Origin of the sequence: Corynebacterium sp. CCUG 65737 (assembly GCF_024454115.1) — a bacterium.
GTDB lineage: Bacteria > Actinomycetota > Actinomycetes > Mycobacteriales > Mycobacteriaceae > Corynebacterium > Corynebacterium genitalium.
Window position 1 is genome coordinate 87,436 of the sequence record NZ_JAGPZB010000005.1, and the last position, 17,397, is coordinate 104,832.

The window sequence follows — 17,397 nt, forward strand, 5'->3', positions numbered from 1 at the left end:
CTATTATGACCATACCTAGCTAAAACTCATGACATTGAGGGGCCTTTAACTGTTTTTAGACAGAAAAAACCACCACTTTCGTGGTGGTTTTCACATGGGATTGGCAGAATTAAAATTGCTCGACGTCGATCAGGCCTTGCTGTGCAGCCTTGACCAGGCGGCGCGGGATACGCACAGTCTGGCCGTCGATCTTGGTCTCAACCAGAGCGGCGTTGTCGGCCTTCCACTGGGAGCGGCGGTGGTGCGTGTTCGAACGTGACTTACGGAACTTCGGGGTTGCCATGGTGTCTTCTCCTCCTTAAGGGCCGTTACTAGTTGTCGGACTTCTTCTTGCGGCGAGCCATACCGCCGAAACGGCGGTTGAACTTCTCAACGCGGCCAGCGGTGTCCATGACACGCTGCGCGCCCGTCCAGAACGGGTGGGACTCGCTGGTGACATCGACGACGATGAGCGGGTACTCGTTGCCGTCCTCCCACTGGGCGGTACGGCCGGAGGTGGCAGTGGAACGTGTCAGGAACTGGTGGCCAGTACCTGCGTCCTGGAAGATCACCGGGTGGTAATCAGGGTGGATATCGTTTTTCATCTCTTCGTTTCCCTCAGGATTGATACTTCAGGTCGGTTCCACTTCTCTGCGCTGCTATCTGCGCCAGAAACGGATCGTGCCTGAGTTGGGTGCGAAATGGACTGCAGGGATGTTACCGGCAGCACGTTGAAAAGGAAAATCACGCCCCTGCCGGTTCCGGGCCCGTGGTCACCGCTACGCCCCGCTTGCGCAAAATTCGTTGATCCCGCCGCTTCGCCAGCGGCTCATAGATCCGTTTCATGACCATCTCCACCGGCCCCAGCTTGAAGTTATTCAGCCAAACGACGCTCAAGAGAACTAGTGCTACCGCGATAGCCGCGAAGATGAGCAGAACCCAGTAAGTGAAAAGTGGGCCTTGAATGCGCCGCGCAACCCCGAAGCCGAAGTCATAAAAGATGACGGATGCAATGACGTTCTGCAGGATGTAGCACGTCAGCGCCATGCGCCCGACGGCCGCGAAGGGCTTGCCCACGCTGCCGAGCACGTTGTCTTTCCTCACGTAGAAACCAGCGACGAGCGCCAAAACCCCGAAAGCCACCATCGTTGAGGTGACGTACCGGGCGACCGGAAAACCACTGATGGTGAGGAAAATTCTCACAATCCAATCCAGCGGGAGACCGATACCGAAGCCGATTGCCATGACCTTCCCGCGCAGCCGGTGGCCGTCAGGTTGGAAGAGTCCGGCACGGTACAGGCGTGCAGCAATGATGAACACGCCGATGCCCATGAAGAACATGATGGGCACCTCCCATCGGCCGCCGAGGAGGTCACGCGCGCGGAATTCGACCATGCCCCAGTAGCTCTCGGTGGAGTAATCCCCCATGATTTCATCAAGGCCCAACGCCTCCGGGCCCTTCTCCTTCAGCATGACGTTCAACCCGATGGCAACCATGGTGAATGCAGATACAACGAGCGCGTGCACGCACAGCCCGGCAATCATCCACCCCTTCTGCACCTTCTCACTGCGCGCAAGAATCGGCGCGACAGCAAGAGCGGTCAGACCGTAGCCCATGAGCACGTCGAACTCGAAGATGAAGATGTAGTTCAGCAATCCCTCAAGCACGAGAACGCCGGCACGCCACATGTAGCCGCCTGGCCAGGGCATGCCGCGGCGCAACCGGCTCTGCCGTTGGATCTCCACGCCGATGCCGAACATGATGGTCAATAGACCTAGGAATTTGCCGTCGGTGACCAGATACAGGAGAGAATCAATCAGCCAGGTGTCGAATCGGACGTCGGCCCCGCTCGTTCCACGTACAAAATCCATTGCTTGTGCAGCGATGGACTTGTCCGGGAAATAGCCGGTGAGAAAATCCTCGGTCGATCCGGCGAACAACCAAATGTTTGTCAGCAGCGTCCCCAGGATCGCCAGGCCGCGGGCGACGTCGAGGGCAACGATGCGTCGATAAGCATGCCCCTGGGGTTGCGGGTTCATGCGCGCGACAATAGCACCGCTGCCCTGCGCGTGGGGCCGCGAAGGAGCGCACCAGCCGCGATAGTGAAAAGAACGCCTGGAAGCACCCACATCACCCGCAACTCGATCGGCGGAAGGGTGTAGGTAGCTATGAGGGTTCCCACGTGAAAGCCGCTGTGAATACCCGCCGCTATCCATCCATTACCCCAGCGCATCGGGCATGCCGCCGCAAAGACGGCGATACCGAAGGAGGTGACCAGATAAAGCAGGTGATCAACGATCCCTTCCTGTCCCGCCTGCGACAACAAGTGCATGACCGTGAACACGCCGGTCGACCACCAGAACCCTAGCCACGGGCGGCCTGGCGTGGACCGAAGTAGCCAACCGCGGAACACTAACTCTTCTGGGATGCCCTGCAGCAAAAATGCGAAGCCGGCGAGCTCAAACACAGCGCCGATGATGACTGCGGCCGACTCCGATGGAAACTCCTCGGGCATCTCACCGGTGGCCATCCCTAACGCAATGCCGATCAAATGGGCCAGAAGCACAAGTGCGCCTGCCGCGACGGTTCCTGCGACCAACCCCGTGACCACCTTGGTGCCGCCAAAACCAGTGGCAGCAAAAGGCCGTCGTTCCGCATAACGCATCCACGCCCAGACAGCCAGAAACGCCAGCACGCAGTTGATCGCGCTCAACCCGAACCGCTGCAGGCCAGCGACCACAGGCTGATCTGAGACGCCCGTCACCAGCATCAGCCCGAGAGGGATGAAGGTAGCACCAAGGACGATCACCACCGCGACCACGCCGCGCACCGTGATACCCCACCACGTCAGCGGCAGCCGAGGCGGGGTGGCTGGATCTGAAGGGGCGGTTAGAGAAATGAAGTCATCAGGAGGCGACGCAGCGCGGGAAGTATTCATGGTTTCATCCCACCAAGAACACCGATTCTCACGCCACGGGGATCGCACCGATTTCCCCTCAGGGTTGTCCCCGATTTTGCGGCCACTGCCCCACCATGGAAGCTGTCATGGACGCTGCCGCAGATGCCGTTCAAGCGATTAGGAGTTCGCCGGCTGTGGGTGTATTGTTGACTCTCGCTGTTGTCGAAGTACACGTTTACGCTTAGTCAACCGGTGACTTTTGACGCCCTCGAGCCCACCCGGCCATCCTCACTACCAGGCCGATTTCTAGTTTCGAGTGTGGTGTCAGCTATTACACGTCTCCGAGTTTTCAAGCGGCTAGGAGAAAGAAGTAACCATGTCGGCACATTGCCAGGTCACGGGAAAGCAGCCGTCATTCGGCAAAACCGTGTCTCACTCGCACCGCCGCCACTCGCGTCGTTGGAACCCCAACGTGCAGAAGCGGCGTTTCTACCTGCCCTCTGAGGGCCGTACCATCACGCTGAACGTTTCCACCAAGGGTCTGAAGATCATCGACCGTGACGGCATTGAGTCCGTCGTCGCTCAGATCCGCGCCCGAGGGGAGAAGGTCTAATGCCTAAGAACGACATCCGCCCGATCATCAAGCTCAAGAGCACCGCGGGCACCGGCTACACCTACGTCACCCGTAAGAACAAGCGCAACAACCCGGACCGCATCTCTTTGAAGAAGTACGACCCGGTCGCGCGCAAGCACGTTGAATTCCGCGAGGAGCGATAGAAATGGCTAAGAAGTCCAAGATCGCTAAGAACGAAAAGCGCAAGGAGATCGTCGAGCGTTACGCGCAGCGCCGCCAGGAGCTCAAGGCGATCATCCGCAACCCGGAGACGTCCGACGAGGATCGTCTCGAGGCTCAGTTCGAGCTCAACCGTCAGCCGCGCGACGCCTCCCCGGCTCGCGTTCGTAACCGCGACTCCCACGATGGTCGCCCCCGAGGCTACCTCCGCAAGTTCGGCCTCTCCCGCGTCCGCGTGCGCGAGATGGCTCACCGCGGTGAGCTGCCGGGTGTCCGCAAGTCGTCCTGGTAAGCAAGGAGTGCACCAATAATGAAGCGCAACAACAACCGTAAGGCGCGGATGGAGCAGTCCCGCCGCCCGAAGAAGAACCCGCTCAAGGCCAAGGGCATTGAGGCAGTCGACTACAAGGACATCGAGACCCTGCGTCTGTTCATCTCCGACCGCCACAAGATCCGTTCCCGCCGCGTGACCGGTCTGACGCCGCAGCAGCAGCGCCAGGTGGCCACCGCCGTGAAGAACGCCCGCGAGATGGCTCTGCTGCCGTTCACCAGCCGCTAAATCACTGGTTGACAGCAGCGTAAGAAAAGCGCCCGCTCCCCTATGTAGGGAGACGAGCGCTTCTTCTATTTCGCGGCCGGTTTGTCGCCGCCTTGCGCGGGCTAGCCGCAGCGGGCGACAGGCAGGGATCCGAGCTGACCGTTCAGCTCAGCAGCAATGTCGTTGAGCATTTGCGTTGCTTTGCCGTAGCCGCCGTGGGGTGCATACGCCGTAATGGCGATGGCCACGTCGCCGCGTGGCCCGCGCACGAGACCGAACTGGCGGGCTAGGTATCCCCCACCCTGGTGGTTCCACCCGCCTTTGAAGCGCGCTCCGGGCATCCGCCCCAGTCCCCAACGCTGATCGGGCGTGATTCGTGCCATCATGCCCACAACCGGGCCCGAGCCATTCACGCACGGAAGGTTCGCCGCGAAGCGCGCCTGCTCGCTCGTGGTCCACAGTGTGGACATCTTGTGCGCCGGGGAAGTAGCAGTGTGGGTGCGCCCTTCGCCCAGCACTGTCTGCACCTGGTGGGTGGGGATGGCATTGGCCATGCGGTGCATGGCTGGGTTGTCAGATACTGTCACGGCCAATTCTGCATCGCGGTACCAGCGAGGACCGTCCTGTTTGAGCGCTGCGATGGAGACCGGCACCTTCATTGTTGAAAAAGCCGGCTGCGGCCGGTTATCCCCTGCCGTCGCGCTGGCGCCAGGACTGAACACAGAGATGGTGGCCTGCCCTCCGTGGCGCGCGTTGACGCGGTTGACAATTCCCTGCAGCTGCGGCTGGATGTTCACCGGTTGAGGGCGTTGCTGCGGGGCGGCTGAGTTCAATCCCAGAGCTTGGCTGGACATTGGGGTTGGCCACCCGAGATCACGCTTGACGTTACCGGGGATCTGGTTGAACGCTTCCACTGCGGCAGGGCCGATAACGGGCATTTCAGCGATGTTCGGGACTGCAATAGTGGGCATCGCGATCCCGGCTGCAGCGAGGAAAGCGGCGAGGTGGCGCATCATGGCTACAGATCATAGCCCTGCTTTCCAGGGAAAGCAGGGCAAGGGTTTAGGCTGCCGCACGGAAGATCGGGTATCTTTTGCTTGACAGGTTTACAGTGTCGCCAGGAGGAAGAAATGGCAGGAAGTGTCGGACGGCCACGGAAGTCGTCGCCGCGACGCTCAGGACGCACGGCACGCGAGGAAATCCTCGACGCGTCTGCGGAGCTGTTCACCAAACAGGGTTTCGCCACAACCTCCACACACGAAATCGCCGATGCCGTGGGCGTGCGTCAGGCATCGCTGTACTACCACTTCCCTTCCAAGGCCGATATTTTCTTGACCCTGCTGAAGTCCACGATCGAACCGTCGCTCGCTCTTGGCGCGGTGCTGCGAGATTCGGATGCGTCTGCGAACCAGAAGCTGTGGGCGCTCGTTGCTGCTCAAACTCGCTTACTGCTGTCCTCAAAGTGGAATATCGGCCGGTTGTACCAGCTGCCAGTGGCCACCTCCGAGGAGTTTGTGGAGTATCACAAGGAACGCGCTGAGCTGGAGGATTACTTCCGCTCCTTTGCGGCTGAGATTGTCGGAGACGACGATCCGCTGGTGGAGATGCCATTCCACATGTCGCTCGCAGCCGTCGAAATGCGCGACAACACGGGAAAGGCGCCCTACCCTCTCGTCACGGATGCGCTGCCGTCGCCATCGGTCATGCTCGCGGACGCGGTGCTCGACGTCTTGCATGCGGAGCTTCCGCCGGACCGCGGCGAGCGCACCATCGAACTGCTGGAAAACAGCTAACAGTTCGCCGCGGGAGCACTCTCGAGCGAACCAGCGATCTGCGCTGCCAGTTGAGTCGCCATCGCCTGTCCGCTTTCGTAACTGCCGTCGCCCGCGGTCACAGCGATAGCTACGGCGACATTCCGCCCCACACTGTCGTGCACAAGTCCGAATTGACGGACCTCGTACGCACCATTGCTGGACGACGGCCCCCACCCGCCCTTGAACCTCGCCCCCGGGAGAGTACCTAACCCGTAGGACTGGTCGGCCGTGATCCCGCCCATGAGACTGAGTACTGGTTCAGAGCCGGTCACGCACTGCAAGTTGGAGGCGAAGCGGGCTTGCTCAGCCACAGACCAGACAGTTTGGCCGAAGGGCGAGAACTCCGGCCGGATCCGCTCCCGCTGGACCGGAACCGGCGTACCGCCTTCCGCTAGCACCGCTTCCACAGCTTCCGGCGACACGCTGTTCCACAACGCCATCGCGGCGTCGTTGTCGGAGACCATGATGGCCGTCGAAGCCTGCCCCGCCATTTCTGGGTGCTCCTTCAACGCGGCGATAGCAATGGGCACCTTGATTGTGGACCATGCCGCAAAGCCTGTCGTGTCCCCGGCGGAGAACTCACCTCCGCGGCCGGACACCGCGACTTCGGCGCGGCCGCCAAAGCCGTCGAGCACATTGGCAACAGCATCGTTCAGCACGGTCTGGGCATCACCTACTGGCGCCGGAGGAATGACCTGCTCCTGCGGCGGGGGCACGTGCACCGGATCATTGTCAGCGGGGGCTCCCATGGATGGTTCTGGCAGGACACCCCTGTCACCGCCGCCTGCCGGACTGCTGGAACCGACCGTGCATGCAGACAACAACAACGCACACACGGTCGCGCATGAGAACGCGGGAAATCGTCGCACAGGATCTAAGAAATGTAGACAGCCGCGTTGTTCCCGCCGGTGCATGCCACGTGCGCCCCTTGGTCACGGCAGGTCATGTCGTAGTTCTTACCGGTGACGGGGCTGTACACACCGTACAGAGTGACGTTCGGGCTACCGGTGGAGTTGTACTTAGCCACAAAGGCGGAGAACACGTTTGCCGCGAACCGCGGAGTGGTCACATCAGAGTCGTTGACCCAATAATCCGTGTAGTTCTTCGTGGGCTTGTTCGCAGGCTTCGGTTGCTGCTGCTCGTTCGGCGAGGGCGCGTTCACCGTCTGGGTAACGGTGGGGCGATCGCCCTCACTCGGCTGCTGCACGCTGGTCAAGGCGGGCTCGTTGGCCGCGCGGTTCGCGTCCGAATTCGTCGTGAAGTAATAGACCAGGAATCCCGTCAGGGCGATGGCTAACAGCCCGGCGATGACGCTCATGATGATCATCCCTGCGTTGGATGATTTCTGTTGCGTCACCGGCGGGTACTGCGGGGGATACATACCAGGCTGGTACTGGTTGTGGGGTGCGCCCCAGTATTCGTTGCTCACACTGTTGATTATTGCACTGTTTCCAGGGAAAGCACTACAAGGGCGCGTGGCTTGACCGGCGGTTAGTGCGAGAAGTGGCGGGTGCCCGTGAAGTACATGGTCACGCCAGCTTCCTTGGCCGCTGCCACAACCTCATCGTCGCGGATGGAACCGCCCGGCTGCACCACTGCCTTCACCCCTGCGTCCGCCAAGATTTGGAAGCCGTCGGCGAAGGGGAAGAAGGCATCGGACGCGGCAACGGCTCCGTTGGAACGGTTACGTCCCTCGTCAAGGGTGTTCGCGCGCTCGACTGCCAGACGGGCCGAGTCGAGGCGGTTGACTTGCCCCATGCCGACACCCACCGCGGCTCCATCACGGGCAATGAGGATGGCGTTGGACTTCACGCATCGCACGGAATTCCATGCGAACTCGAGGTCCTTAAGGGTTTGCTCGTCAGCCGGCTCACCGGCGGCGAGCTCCCAGTTCTCCGGCTTGTCACCGTCGGCTTGGTAGATATCGCGATCCTGCAGCAGCGTGCCACCGGAGATCTGCACGATGTCCATTCCGTCACGCTCTAGCTGCTCGGCGGTGAGGATGCGCAGGTTCTTCTTGGTTTGCAGCAGCTCCAGGGCTTCCGGGGCGTACCCCGGCGCAATGATGACTTCGGTGAAGATCGGGGCGACTTGCTCAGCCATCTCCACGGTGACTTCGCGGTTGGCGGCGATCACACCGCCGTAGGCGCTGACCGGGTCGCAGGCGTGGGCCTTGGAGTGCGCCTCGGCGATAGTGTCCGAGACTGCGATGCCGCACGGGTTCGCGTGCTTGATCACGGCCACGCATGGACGCTCGTGGTCCCAGCACGCGCGCCAGGCAGCGTCAGCGTCTTGGTAGTTGTTGTAGCTCATCTCCTTGCCGCCGTGCTGGGTGGCACCCGCCAGGCCGGTGCCGTCCGAGATGAGGGTCGCGGACTGGTGCGGGTTTTCGCCGTACCGGAGAGTCGTCCGCGTGCTCCCTTCGTCGAGTTGCTCGACGAACCAGGCGGATACTTCAGAGTCGTAGATCGCCGTGTGCGTGAACGCGTCTGCCGCGAGCTGGCGGCGCTGCGCTGCGTCGAAGCCACCGCCACGCACAGCGTCAATGACTTCGCTGTACCGCGACGGGTCCACCACGACTGCAACGGACGGGTGGTTCTTTGCGGCCGCGCGCACCATCGAGGGGCCACCAATGTCGATCATCTCGACGACCTCGTCGAAGCTAGCACCGGAATCAGCTGTCTCACTAAACGGGTAAAGATTCACCACGACGAGATCGAACGGCTCCACACCGAGCTCCTGGATCTGCTTGACGTGCTCTTCCTTGCGCAGGTCAGCCAGAATACCGGCGTGAACGCGCGGGTGCAGCGTCTTCACACGGCCCTCGAGCACCTCCGGGAAGCCGGTCAGCTCCGCGACCTCAATCACGTTCGCGCCAGCGTCCTTGATGTGCTGCGCAGTCGAACCAGTGGAGACGATCTCCACACCAGCCTCGGCGAGAGCAGTCGCGAGCTCATCCAGGCCCGTCTTATCGAAAACACTGATCAGGGCACGTTTGATAGGTGTGCGGGTCATGCGGAGAACTCAACCTTTCCGGTCGTCGTGGGGGTGGCGCGATGGAGCGTATCGACGATCAACTCGCGCTCCATCACCTTAATCCGTTCGTGCAACTCTTCTTCAGTTTCACGCTCGCGCACATTCAGCGCACGCTGGGCAATGATTTCGCCCGTGTCTACCCCCGAATCGATGTAGTGCACCGTCGTTCCGGTGACTTTCACGCCGTACGCCAGAGCGTCCCGGACGGCGTGCGCTCCGGGGAACGCCGGCAGAAGTGCTGGGTGGGTGTTGATGAGCGAGCCTTCGAACCGATCCAAGAAACCCTGCCCGAGGATCTTCATGAATCCGGCGGAGACGACCACATCGGGGTCTGTACTCGCCACCGTCTCCGCGAGACGGACATTCCACTCGTTGCGGTCACCATCCACTGCGACAACCTCGGCGCGGATCCCAGCAGCGCGCGCCCGGTCCAATGCAGGGCACTCAACGTCGGCGACGACGAGGTCTACGCTGTAGCGACCTTGGTGATCAAGGATGGCCTGCAATAGCGTCCCCGACCCCGACACCAACACGGCAACGGAAATCTCTGGAGAGCCTGAAGAGTCTGACACAACGGCCAAGTCTAGTCCGTGACGGGGCGCTGCGTTTCACTCAACGGGCCAGCCTCATCGGCCTCGAGCCCGGCTTCGCCTTCCCGCTGTTTCAGAACTGAGTAGGCAGTGGATCCGCCTGCTGGCTGCTCCCCCTCAGAGACACCTTCATCGGATTCTTCCGCCTCGGGTTTGGACTCGGGCTGAGGTTCTTCGACCTCGCGGTGGCCGTCTTCACGCTCCTCCGTCTCGGGCTCCGTTGGCACGTCGACGACATCCGCCTCATCCGCGTGGTCAACATCATCCGGGTCCTCAGCATCCGCAGTATCCTCGGCGTCTGCTGCCACAGTGCGGCCTCTGATCGCTGCCACGATCCAGGCCAGGCCAATCACTCCTCCAACCCAACATAGTGCCGCTAGGGCGAAGAACAAAGGTGACGGCCCGATCCAGCCGTACGCACCGACATGGCCGCCAGCCATGAGCGCGCCAACAAGAGCGAAAACGGCAGCGATGAGGGTGCAGGCGGCGATGTCGATGGGGAGGAAACGTCGAGAAGCAACGAAGTGGATGAGCACCGCTGCCGGCACGATCATCAGCAGTGGCGCCCACGCGGGCACAGTGCCTGGGATCGCGCCGAAGAGCGGCAGCGGCGGAAGCGGCACAAGTGCGGCACTGAAGAGAGAGACACCGCCCTCGGCGATCTGCATCGGAGCGCCGAGCAACACGGACAGCGTGGAGATGACCGCGTTCGGCAGATAGAGGATGCACAGCCCCACCAGCGCGAGTACCCCTCCCCCATCCAAAACCGGGAACTGGGCGACAAGGTCCGCGATGCGTCCGTAGCCGACAGCGAGAAGCACAAGGTAAACGATCGCCGCGGCCGCAAGGAGGCGTAGCGCGAGCGTGGCCATTGCGCGGGTGGCGCCGATCAACGCGACCGGCAATGAGGCACGGTCGAACAGCGCGCGCCACAGCCGCTCACTCATGCCGCACGCCATCCCAACGAGGTGAACGAACACCGGAATGAAGAGCGCCTTGTGAATCGCAGGCGGACTGACGGGAAAAACACTCGACGCATCCCCCACCATGAACCACGCTATCGCGGACAGGGTGAACGGAATGAGCACCACAAGGCCAAAGATCGCATACAGATCGGCCACACTCACCCGCTCACGCGTGGCGACGCGGACACGCCACGCAATGAACGCAGCCACCAAGACTGCCGGCAAGAGCGGAAGTGAGCCCAAGATCACACCATCGAGGATCACAGGTACACCGTGGAGCACGAACCACGTCTCTGCGATCGCGGCGGGCAACGCGGCGACGCGACCACCAGCGAGCAGGATAGTAGCCAGGCAGACGGCGATAATGCCCAGCACAAGCACGATATTGGGCACGCCGATGTACGGCGCGTAATGGCGGACGCGCTCCTTCATCGTCGACGGCGCTGCCGGTGTCGCGTTCGCCCGCGCAGCATCTGATACATTCACTGAGCGCGGGCGACGACGAGCGACCGTGGGCGACGTTCGGGACGAACGCGTCGGAGGACTAGACTTCTTACTCATTGCATTCCACCTTGTCACGGGTGACGTGCGAATCGTGATCAGACACGTTTGTCAGACACTTCACTTTCCGGCGTAACACATGAGATCTTCCACCCGATTTGGTTAAAGTTGCCCGAAAGGTTGCTTAACGTTCTGGAATTGGCTAATCTGTGGCCGGTAGATAACAACTCGGTTACGATTATGGAACGACCCGTAACCCATTGACGATCTAACGAGGTTTAAGTTGAACTCTTCGAGCGCACGCCGCACCCACGGCAAGCACCGGAAGCAGACCCCTAACAAGGGCCGTGTCGCACTTGTCGCCCTGACCACGGGCGCAGTGACAACTGGCGGCGCTTCGGTAGCTACCGCGGCTAATAATGACCGCCTTGCCGATGCGCAGACTGCTTTTGACGGGATTGCCCCCGCCGAAGAGGCAGCCCCGCAGGAAGCACCGCAGATCCTGGCGATCAGCGAGTACAAGCCGGTGGACAACCTTTCTGAACAGCTGGGGAAGGCTGTTGAGTTCGCACAGGAGCGCAAGGCAGCAGACGAGGCTGCCCGCACACCGAAGTCCATGAAGCCGGCAGAGGGCACTTTCACCTCCGGTTTTGGTATGCGCTGGGGCGCGATGCACAACGGCATCGACATCGCCAACGCCGTGGGCACCCCGATCATCGCTGTGGCTGATGCCGTGGTCATCGACTCCGGCCCGGCACAGGGTTACGGCAACTGGATCCGCCTCCGCCACGATGACGGCACCGTTTCCGTCTACGGCCATATGGAGACCCTCGACGTCGCCGTCGGTGAGCGCGTCAAGGCTGGTCAGAAGATCGCTGGCATGGGTAGCCGCGGCTTCTCCACCGGCTCCCACCTCCACTTTCAGGTCCACCCTGACGGCACCACCCCGGTCGACCCTGTGCCGTGGCTCGCAGCTCGCGGCATCACGGTTTAGAACCTCCGTAGAACGCCCCCTCCTTATCGGGAAGGGGGCGTTTTTCGTTGCATGGTGGCGCTTCTGGTACAGGTTTCAATCACGGAAAATCACCCCCGCCCGATACCCCCGCCTCAAAACTCACAGGTTTCACAATAGTCACAGAAGTTGACTGCCGTATCCAGCGCGTTTCCGTGGGATCCTTCCCCAACAGGAGCGAATTTGCACGTCAACGGCCGTGTCCGAGCATTGATCGGGGCTCCAGAGCCAGTTAGCATGTGGCGAGTTCAACGGACCATTCCATGCGTAGAGACGAAGAAGCAAAGAAGGATGCAATGAAACGACGCTTGATCGCCGCAGCGGTGGCCCTCACGACCCTGGCCGCCATCCCCGCGCACGCCATCAACGTGTCTGTCGACGGCGAAGACGTCGACGGTCTCGCCCCTGCCCTGCCGTCCATCGGCATGGCCCTCGACGACATCCTGTCCCAGGGAGCCACGTTCTCTGCGGCCGGCTACAGCATCGTCTACGACCCACGCGCGCTGCCGGAGTACGACGAGGAGGAAGCGACCGTAGAGGTCCCCACCACCTCCGTGACCCCGCAGGAGGGCACCGCGCCAAGCGGCCAGAAGGTCGTCCTTCCGGCAGCGGGCCGCTTCACCTCAGGCTACGGCCCGCGTTGGGGCCGCATGCACAACGGCATCGACATCGCCAACGGCATCGGCACCCCGATCTACTCCGTCATGGACGGCACCGTGATCAACGCCGGCCCGGCGCAAGGCTTCGGCAAGTGGGTCCGCGTGCGTCACGACGACGGCACCATCACCGTCTACGGCCACGTCCACTCCTTCAACGTGAGCGTGGGCCAGCGCGTGACCGCAGGCGAGCAAATCGCCGAGATGGGCAATGAGGGCCAGTCCACCGGCCCGCACCTGCACTTCGAAGTCCGTCCGGGCGGCGGCAACGCCATCGACCCGGTGCCGTGGCTCAAGGACCGCGGCATTGAGGTGTAGCTAGAGCTTTTCCATCGGCACACCGCCGATGAGCATCAGCCGCACGGTTCCGCTGGAACCGAAGTCGATGGTGACGGTCTCCCTGGCTCCGACACCATCGACACTCATGACCGTGCCCAGCCCGTACTTAGCGTGGTTAACGCGGTCGCCCTTAGCCAGGTGCAGATCCTTATTCACAGGTGTGCGCTCGCGGCGCGGCATTGCACGCCGCGAAGGCGCGGGACTCCCCCACGCTTCGTTGGAGAACGAGTACTCCGGTTCAACCCGGCGCCAGTCGAGGAGGTCTTCCGGGACCTCCGCGAGGAAGCGGCTGGCAGGGTTGTTCATCGGACTGCCCCACGACGAGCGCGTCAGCGCCCGAGTCAGGTAAAGACGCTCCCGGGCACGCGTGATACCTACATAGGCGAGACGACGCTCCTCCGCGAGCTCAGCTGGATCGCCCATTGCCCGCATGTGCGGGAACTGGCCGTCCTCCCATCCGGTGACGAAGACGACCGGGAACTCCAGGCCCTTCGCCGTGTGCAAAGTCATCAGCGTGACCACACCCTGGCCCTCATCCGGGATCTGGTCCGCGTCTGCGACCAACGACACACGCTCCAGAAAGGCCTGCAAAGACCCCGGCTGGGCTTCTCCGCTCTCCGGGTCCCACTCCTCGCCGTAGGCCATCTGGTTCGCCGCTTCAGAGGAGAACTCGCGCGCCACAGAAACCAACTCGTTGAGGTTGTCTAGGCGCGCCCCGTCCTGCGGATCATTCGAGGCTTCCAGCTCCGCCTTGTACCCCGTGACGTCGAGAATGCGCGTCACCAACGCCCCCAAGTCGGGCATTCCTGTGACTTCGTTTCTCAGCTCCGGCATCTCGTCCCGCAGCCCTTGAATCATCTCGACAAAACCGCCGATCGCGTTCTTCGCGCGGGGGCCTAGGGTGGGGATCTCTCCCGCTGCGCCGTCGATAAGCGCGCGCCCGAAACTCATCCCGTGATTGTCCGCGTGAAGCGCGACCATCGCCTGCGCTTTGTCGCCGATGGCGCGCTTGGGCACGTTAATGATGCGTCGCATGCTTACCGAATCATCCGGGTTGTCCAGAATGCGCAGGTACGCAACGATGTCGCGGATCTCGCGGCGCTCGTAGAAGCGCGTGCCGCCGACGACCTTGTACGGGACACCGGCACGGATGAAAATATCCTCCAACGCGCGTGAGGAGTTGTTGGTGCGGTACATCACGGCAATGTCGCCGTACTGCACTCCCCGATCAGCGAGCTCGTCGATCTCGGTGGAGACGAAACGAGCCTCATCGTGCTCATTGTCAGCAACGTAGCCGACGATCTTCTCCCCTGTGCCCGTGTCAGTCCACAGCTTCTTCGGGCGGCGGCCAGCATTCTGCGCGATCACGGCATTCGCCGCGGCGAGGATGTTCTGCGTCGAGCGGTAGTTCTGCTCCAGCAGAATCGTCGTGGCGTCGGGGTAATCACGCTCGAACTCCTCAATGTTGCGGATCGTCGCGCCGCGGAAGGCGTAGATCGACTGATCCGAATCACCAACAACCGCCAGCTCCGGCGCATCAGGGCCATTGCCGACGAGGGTGTGGATCAGCTCGTACTGTGCGTGGTTCGTGTCCTGATACTCATCCACAAGCACGTGACGGAAGCGGCGACGATAGTACTCCACCACCTGCGGATGCTGCTTGAACAACCCGACAACCTCGCCGATCAGATCGTCGAAGTCCACCGCATTGCCCTCCCGCAGCCGACGCTGGTACTGCGTGTACACCGCAGCCACGGTGACCTCGAAGGGGTTCTTCGTCGTCTGGGCGTTCGCAGCTGCCTCCTCCGGGCCAATGAGCTCGTTTTTCAGGTTCGAGATCCCGTTGGCCAGCGTCCGCGCGGAAAACTTCTTCAGGTCCAGGTTCATCTCTTTGGCGATCATGCCCAGCAAACGGCGCGAATCATCACCGTCATAGATGGTGAAGTTCGTGTTCAGCCCCGGCACCAGCTGCGCCTGCTGTCGCAGAATACGCACGCACACAGAGTGGAACGTGGCCACCCACATCCGCTCCGCCTGCGGGCCGATGAGAGCACCCACGCGCTCCTTCATCTCGGCGGCGGCCTTATTGGTGAAGGTGATCGCCAGAATCTCCCACGGTGACACCCCACGCACCTGCAGCAGATACGCAATGCGCCGCGTCAGCACAGCCGTTTTGCCAGAGCCCGCGCCAGCAACAATGAGCAGCGGGCTGCCCGTGTGCTCCACGGCGGCCTTCTGCTGCGGATTCAACCCCAAAGTCAAGTCAGTTCCCATGATGGCTACAACCGTACTAGGCGGGTGTACCACACCTGTCCCGCAGCCGGTCATGGCAGAATAAAGCGCTATGAGCGAGTTCGAGATCAGGCATCCGTCGGGCACCGACGATCCGCTTTCCAACGCTGAAATTCAGCGCTACCGGCAAGAGATCGACCGACTCGACCGGCTGATCCTCGACTCCGTGAAGCGCCGCACCGAGATCTCCCAAGCGATCGGCAAAACCCGCATGGGTTCGGGCGGGACGCGGTTGGTGCACAACCGCGAAGTGGCCATTATCAACCAGTTCCGCGACGAGCTGGGAGAAGAAGGCCCGAACCTGGCGGCGATCCTGCTCAGGCTCGGGCGGGGCAAGTTAGGTTAAGTTAGCGGGCGGCCTGGATATAGTTTGCACCCGGCCCCTTCCGAGCTGACAAAACAGCAGGTCAGATTTAACTTCCACGGCAAGCTTGCAAACTATATCCAACAAGGCCACACTGTTCGCGACTCAAGGGAACCGAACCACCCTTCCCGCAGTCTAAGAAGGGCATGGGCTACACAAAACTTGCGTGCGTCGATCGGATGGTTATTTCCCGCCGAGTCCCCGGCACCCTCAACCGGACAGGCGGGGGAATTCAGGTTTCTTCCGGTTTCTTCGCGTCAGACTTCCCGGCTCGATCACCTGAACTTGCCCGGCACGATGCCCGATTCCACCCCCACAACACCGCCTACCGGGTGCCTGCCGGTCTACGAGCTGTAGCCCACGCCCATGAGAACCCCAACTGCGTGGTCGCCGGTCTCAGCGCTCTCGCCCTGTTGGGTTTTCCCTACCTAGCCGACTCGTGCGACACCACGATGAACACACCGGTGGATCGGAGGGAAAGGGAATGGGGGCTGGTCAGGAGGCGTCGAAAAGCGAAGGGCACGTGGACCGTCATTTGGAACGGGCTAGAGATACCCGTCAGCGCACCACCCGACGCTGTCGTTGAAGCTGTTCAAGATGTCCGCGCAGGGATCCACTCATGGTCAAGCCCAGCATGGGTAGCTGACCCTATCGTCCTGTGGGCTGTCCAGCTAGTCGACGCCTCACGCCACCTACTTGGAGTCACCCCCGAATCCATCCTGGATGCCGCGCGCGGCCGAGTGGACAACCGATGGCTGCGCAACGTTCTCCAGCTCTCTAGCGCGCGGGCTGAATCGCCCAAAGAAACTGAGATGCGTCTCATCTGCACGGCGCTGACGGAAAAACCCAACCTCATTGGCGACACTGAATGGGCACAGGCCGCGCTGGAATTCAGATCACACGGGCTCGCCTTCACCGAGCAAGTCCCGCTTTACGACGGCCCACGCCTCATCACCACCTTCGACCTCGCCCTTACAGACCTCAAGATTGCCCTGATGTACGACGGCGAACACCACCTAGCTCGCGGCCAACGAGACACCGACTTCCGGATCAACCTGGAATGCCAGCTTATGGGATGGACCGTCGTGCGGATCTCAGCTGGGACGCTCTACGACCTCCCCAGAATCCTCCTCGCGTTGCTCCGGGAAAGGGCCTAGAGGCGGCGTCAAGATATTGTTTGCATTCGCTCGTGACGGTCTGGACAAAACCCCAGTTCAGAATTGTTTACCTGTGCAACTATGCAAACTAAATCTCGGGCCCCTAGTCCTCCTCGAGCGAGTCGAGCACGACCTCGAACTCGAGTAGATCCGCCCCGGATGCGACAGGCTCGCGGGCCTCCCCGCCTTCCCGGCCCTCGCCGTGTGCGTGTGCAGAGCGGCCTTCCCCAGCCCACCAATTGTTGTAGGACTCTTCATCCGCCCAGCGGGTGACCACGAAATAGCGCTCTTCCCCCTTGACGGGGCGGAGCAGCTGAAAGCCTTCGAAACCGGGCTGATTGTCAATGGCGTGTTTGCGGGCCTTGAAGCGCTCCTCCAGGTGCTCGCCAGCGTCCTTAGGGACAGTGATTGCGTTGATCTTCACAATGCTCATGCGGCCCATTATCCCCGAAAATTAACCC

General features: G+C 61.7%; 21 protein-coding genes. 9 read left to right on the plus strand and 12 right to left on the minus strand.

All coding sequences use genetic code 11. The annotated features are described in order from the left end of the window. Positions 1 to 109: 109 nt before the first annotated feature. The 4 genes from rpmF to KBX17_RS05615 form a co-directional block, all read right to left on the minus strand. On the minus strand, positions 110 to 283 hold the full coding sequence (rpmF, locus tag KBX17_RS05600; protein ID WP_005291345.1) for a 50S ribosomal protein L32: 174 nt from the start codon (positions 281 to 283) through the stop codon (positions 110 to 112). Between the two features lie 28 nt (positions 284 to 311). After that, on the minus strand, positions 312 to 584 hold the full coding sequence (locus KBX17_RS05605; RefSeq protein WP_005291347.1) for a type B 50S ribosomal protein L31: 273 nt from the start codon (positions 582 to 584) through the stop codon (positions 312 to 314). A 139-nt stretch (positions 585 to 723) separates the two neighbouring features. Beyond that, on the minus strand, positions 724 to 2,019 hold the full coding sequence (locus tag KBX17_RS05610) for a DUF418 domain-containing protein (protein WP_256003334.1): 1,296 nt from the start codon (positions 2,017 to 2,019) through the stop codon (positions 724 to 726). Next, on the minus strand, positions 2,016 to 2,918 hold the full coding sequence (locus tag KBX17_RS05615) for a CPBP family intramembrane glutamic endopeptidase (RefSeq protein WP_256003332.1): 903 nt from the start codon (positions 2,916 to 2,918) through the stop codon (positions 2,016 to 2,018). Before KBX17_RS05615 ends, KBX17_RS05610 begins: the two co-directional genes overlap by 4 nt. Positions 2,919 to 3,255: 337 nt before the next feature. Here KBX17_RS05615 and rpmB point away from each other — a divergent pair, with 337 nt between their 5' ends. Genes rpmB through rpsR form a run of 4 tightly spaced genes read left to right on the plus strand, consistent with a single transcriptional unit; the run spans position 3,256 to position 4,231 of the window. Further along, a complete protein-coding gene (gene rpmB, locus KBX17_RS05620; protein ID WP_040423806.1) occupies positions 3,256 to 3,492 on the plus strand; it encodes a 50S ribosomal protein L28 in 237 nt (78 codons plus the stop codon). Next, positions 3,492 to 3,656 carry a 50S ribosomal protein L33 gene (rpmG, locus tag KBX17_RS05625; RefSeq protein WP_005291356.1) on the plus strand — a complete coding sequence of 55 codons (165 nt, stop codon included), beginning with the start codon at positions 3,492 to 3,494 and terminating at the stop codon, positions 3,654 to 3,656. The genes rpmB and rpmG overlap by 1 nt, the downstream gene beginning before the upstream one ends. 2 nt (positions 3,657 to 3,658) lie before the next feature. Then, positions 3,659 to 3,964 (plus strand): 30S ribosomal protein S14, encoded by a 306-nt coding sequence (gene rpsN, locus KBX17_RS05630; RefSeq protein ID WP_256003331.1) that lies wholly within the window; start codon positions 3,659 to 3,661, stop codon positions 3,962 to 3,964. Between the two features lie 18 nt (positions 3,965 to 3,982). Continuing rightward, positions 3,983 to 4,231, plus strand: a complete 249-nt coding sequence (rpsR, locus tag KBX17_RS05635) for a 30S ribosomal protein S18 (protein ID WP_005291360.1) — start codon at positions 3,983 to 3,985, stop codon at positions 4,229 to 4,231. Positions 4,232 to 4,332: 101 nt separating this feature from the next. Here the strand turns inward: rpsR and KBX17_RS05640 are convergent, their stop codons facing one another. After that, positions 4,333 to 5,226 carry a hypothetical protein gene (locus KBX17_RS05640; protein ID WP_256003329.1) on the minus strand — a complete coding sequence of 298 codons (894 nt, stop codon included), beginning with the start codon at positions 5,224 to 5,226 and terminating at the stop codon, positions 4,333 to 4,335. Between the two features lie 114 nt (positions 5,227 to 5,340). Here KBX17_RS05640 and KBX17_RS05645 point away from each other — a divergent pair, with 114 nt between their 5' ends. Beyond that, a complete protein-coding gene (locus tag KBX17_RS05645; RefSeq protein ID WP_005291364.1) occupies positions 5,341 to 6,003 on the plus strand; it encodes a TetR/AcrR family transcriptional regulator in 663 nt (220 codons plus the stop codon). Here KBX17_RS05645 and KBX17_RS05650 read toward each other — a convergent pair. From KBX17_RS05650 to KBX17_RS05670, 5 genes are all read right to left on the minus strand, one after another. After that, complete coding sequence (locus tag KBX17_RS05650) at positions 6,000 to 6,773, minus strand: hypothetical protein (RefSeq protein WP_256003322.1); 774 nt, start codon at positions 6,771 to 6,773, stop codon at positions 6,000 to 6,002. The genes KBX17_RS05645 and KBX17_RS05650 overlap by 4 nt on opposite strands. Before the next feature lie 125 nt (positions 6,774 to 6,898). Next, complete coding sequence (locus tag KBX17_RS05655; RefSeq protein ID WP_256003321.1) at positions 6,899 to 7,453, minus strand: hypothetical protein; 555 nt, start codon at positions 7,451 to 7,453, stop codon at positions 6,899 to 6,901. 62 nt (positions 7,454 to 7,515) lie between these two features. Continuing rightward, positions 7,516 to 9,039 carry a bifunctional phosphoribosylaminoimidazolecarboxamide formyltransferase/IMP cyclohydrolase gene (gene purH / locus KBX17_RS05660; protein WP_256003319.1) on the minus strand — a complete coding sequence of 508 codons (1,524 nt, stop codon included), beginning with the start codon at positions 9,037 to 9,039 and terminating at the stop codon, positions 7,516 to 7,518. Then, positions 9,036 to 9,641, minus strand: coding sequence for a phosphoribosylglycinamide formyltransferase (gene purN / locus KBX17_RS05665; protein WP_305086203.1), 606 nt, complete (start codon positions 9,639 to 9,641; stop codon positions 9,036 to 9,038). Before purN ends, purH begins: the two co-directional genes overlap by 4 nt. A gap of 2 nt (positions 9,642 to 9,643) precedes the next feature. Then, positions 9,644 to 11,176: a DUF6350 family protein gene (locus KBX17_RS05670; protein ID WP_256018866.1), complete on the minus strand. Its 1,533-nt coding sequence runs from the start codon at positions 11,174 to 11,176 to the stop codon at positions 9,644 to 9,646. 223 nt (positions 11,177 to 11,399) lie between these two features. On the opposite strand from KBX17_RS05670, the gene KBX17_RS05675 reads away from it, so the two are divergent. Both KBX17_RS05675 and KBX17_RS05680 read left to right on the plus strand, forming a co-directional pair. Then, entirely contained in the window at positions 11,400 to 12,110 is a 711-nt protein-coding gene (locus tag KBX17_RS05675) for a M23 family metallopeptidase (RefSeq protein WP_256003305.1), read from the plus strand. 314 nt (positions 12,111 to 12,424) lie between these two features. Beyond that, on the plus strand, positions 12,425 to 13,102 hold the full coding sequence (locus tag KBX17_RS05680) for a M23 family metallopeptidase (RefSeq protein WP_255995388.1): 678 nt from the start codon (positions 12,425 to 12,427) through the stop codon (positions 13,100 to 13,102). Here the strand turns inward: KBX17_RS05680 and pcrA are convergent, their stop codons facing one another. After that, positions 13,103 to 15,397 carry a DNA helicase PcrA gene (gene pcrA, locus KBX17_RS05685; RefSeq protein ID WP_255995386.1) on the minus strand — a complete coding sequence of 765 codons (2,295 nt, stop codon included), beginning with the start codon at positions 15,395 to 15,397 and terminating at the stop codon, positions 13,103 to 13,105. A gap of 70 nt (positions 15,398 to 15,467) precedes the next feature. On the opposite strand from pcrA, the gene KBX17_RS05690 reads away from it, so the two are divergent. Continuing rightward, on the plus strand, positions 15,468 to 15,761 hold the full coding sequence (locus KBX17_RS05690; RefSeq protein ID WP_255995384.1) for a chorismate mutase: 294 nt from the start codon (positions 15,468 to 15,470) through the stop codon (positions 15,759 to 15,761). 164 nt (positions 15,762 to 15,925) lie between these two features. After that, positions 15,926 to 16,936: a hypothetical protein gene (locus KBX17_RS05695; RefSeq protein ID WP_256018867.1), complete on the plus strand. Its 1,011-nt coding sequence runs from the start codon at positions 15,926 to 15,928 to the stop codon at positions 16,934 to 16,936. Positions 16,937 to 17,039: 103 nt separating this feature from the next. Here KBX17_RS05695 and KBX17_RS05700 read toward each other — a convergent pair whose 3' ends face one another. Continuing rightward, on the minus strand, positions 17,040 to 17,369 hold the full coding sequence (locus KBX17_RS05700) for an antibiotic biosynthesis monooxygenase (protein ID WP_256018869.1): 330 nt from the start codon (positions 17,367 to 17,369) through the stop codon (positions 17,040 to 17,042). Between the last annotated feature and the right edge of the window lie 28 nt (positions 17,370 to 17,397).

What these genes read in the sequence shown, in the direction of transcription:
- pcrA (WP_255995386.1), bottom strand. Translation starts at nt 15,397, where the DNA reads ATGGGAACTGACTTGACTTTGGGGTTGAATCCGCAGCAGAAGGCCGCC.
- rpsN (WP_256003331.1), top strand. Translation starts at nt 3,659, where the DNA reads ATGGCTAAGAAGTCCAAGATCGCTAAGAACGAAAAGCGCAAGGAGATC.
- KBX17_RS05700 (WP_256018869.1), bottom strand. Translation starts at nt 17,369, where the DNA reads ATGAGCATTGTGAAGATCAACGCAATCACTGTCCCTAAGGACGCTGGC.
- KBX17_RS05640 (WP_256003329.1), bottom strand. Translation starts at nt 5,226, where the DNA reads ATGATGCGCCACCTCGCCGCTTTCCTCGCTGCAGCCGGGATCGCGATG.
- rpsR (WP_005291360.1), top strand. Translation starts at nt 3,983, where the DNA reads ATGAAGCGCAACAACAACCGTAAGGCGCGGATGGAGCAGTCCCGCCGC.
- KBX17_RS05680 (WP_255995388.1), top strand. Translation starts at nt 12,425, where the DNA reads ATGAAACGACGCTTGATCGCCGCAGCGGTGGCCCTCACGACCCTGGCC.
- KBX17_RS05610 (WP_256003334.1), bottom strand. Translation starts at nt 2,019, where the DNA reads ATGAACCCGCAACCCCAGGGGCATGCTTATCGACGCATCGTTGCCCTC.
- KBX17_RS05670 (WP_256018866.1), bottom strand. Translation starts at nt 11,176, where the DNA reads ATGAGTAAGAAGTCTAGTCCTCCGACGCGTTCGTCCCGAACGTCGCCC.
- KBX17_RS05695 (WP_256018867.1), top strand. Translation starts at nt 15,926, where the DNA reads ATGGGCTACACAAAACTTGCGTGCGTCGATCGGATGGTTATTTCCCGC.
- KBX17_RS05650 (WP_256003322.1), bottom strand. Translation starts at nt 6,773, where the DNA reads ATGGGAGCCCCCGCTGACAATGATCCGGTGCACGTGCCCCCGCCGCAG.
- KBX17_RS05615 (WP_256003332.1), bottom strand. Translation starts at nt 2,918, where the DNA reads ATGAATACTTCCCGCGCTGCGTCGCCTCCTGATGACTTCATTTCTCTA.
- rpmG (WP_005291356.1), top strand. Translation starts at nt 3,492, where the DNA reads ATGCCTAAGAACGACATCCGCCCGATCATCAAGCTCAAGAGCACCGCG.
- KBX17_RS05690 (WP_255995384.1), top strand. Translation starts at nt 15,468, where the DNA reads ATGAGCGAGTTCGAGATCAGGCATCCGTCGGGCACCGACGATCCGCTT.
- KBX17_RS05605 (WP_005291347.1), bottom strand. Translation starts at nt 584, where the DNA reads ATGAAAAACGATATCCACCCTGATTACCACCCGGTGATCTTCCAGGAC.
- rpmB (WP_040423806.1), top strand. Translation starts at nt 3,256, where the DNA reads ATGTCGGCACATTGCCAGGTCACGGGAAAGCAGCCGTCATTCGGCAAA.
- purH (WP_256003319.1), bottom strand. Translation starts at nt 9,039, where the DNA reads ATGACCCGCACACCTATCAAACGTGCCCTGATCAGTGTTTTCGATAAG.
- rpmF (WP_005291345.1), bottom strand. Translation starts at nt 283, where the DNA reads ATGGCAACCCCGAAGTTCCGTAAGTCACGTTCGAACACGCACCACCGC.
- KBX17_RS05645 (WP_005291364.1), top strand. Translation starts at nt 5,341, where the DNA reads ATGGCAGGAAGTGTCGGACGGCCACGGAAGTCGTCGCCGCGACGCTCA.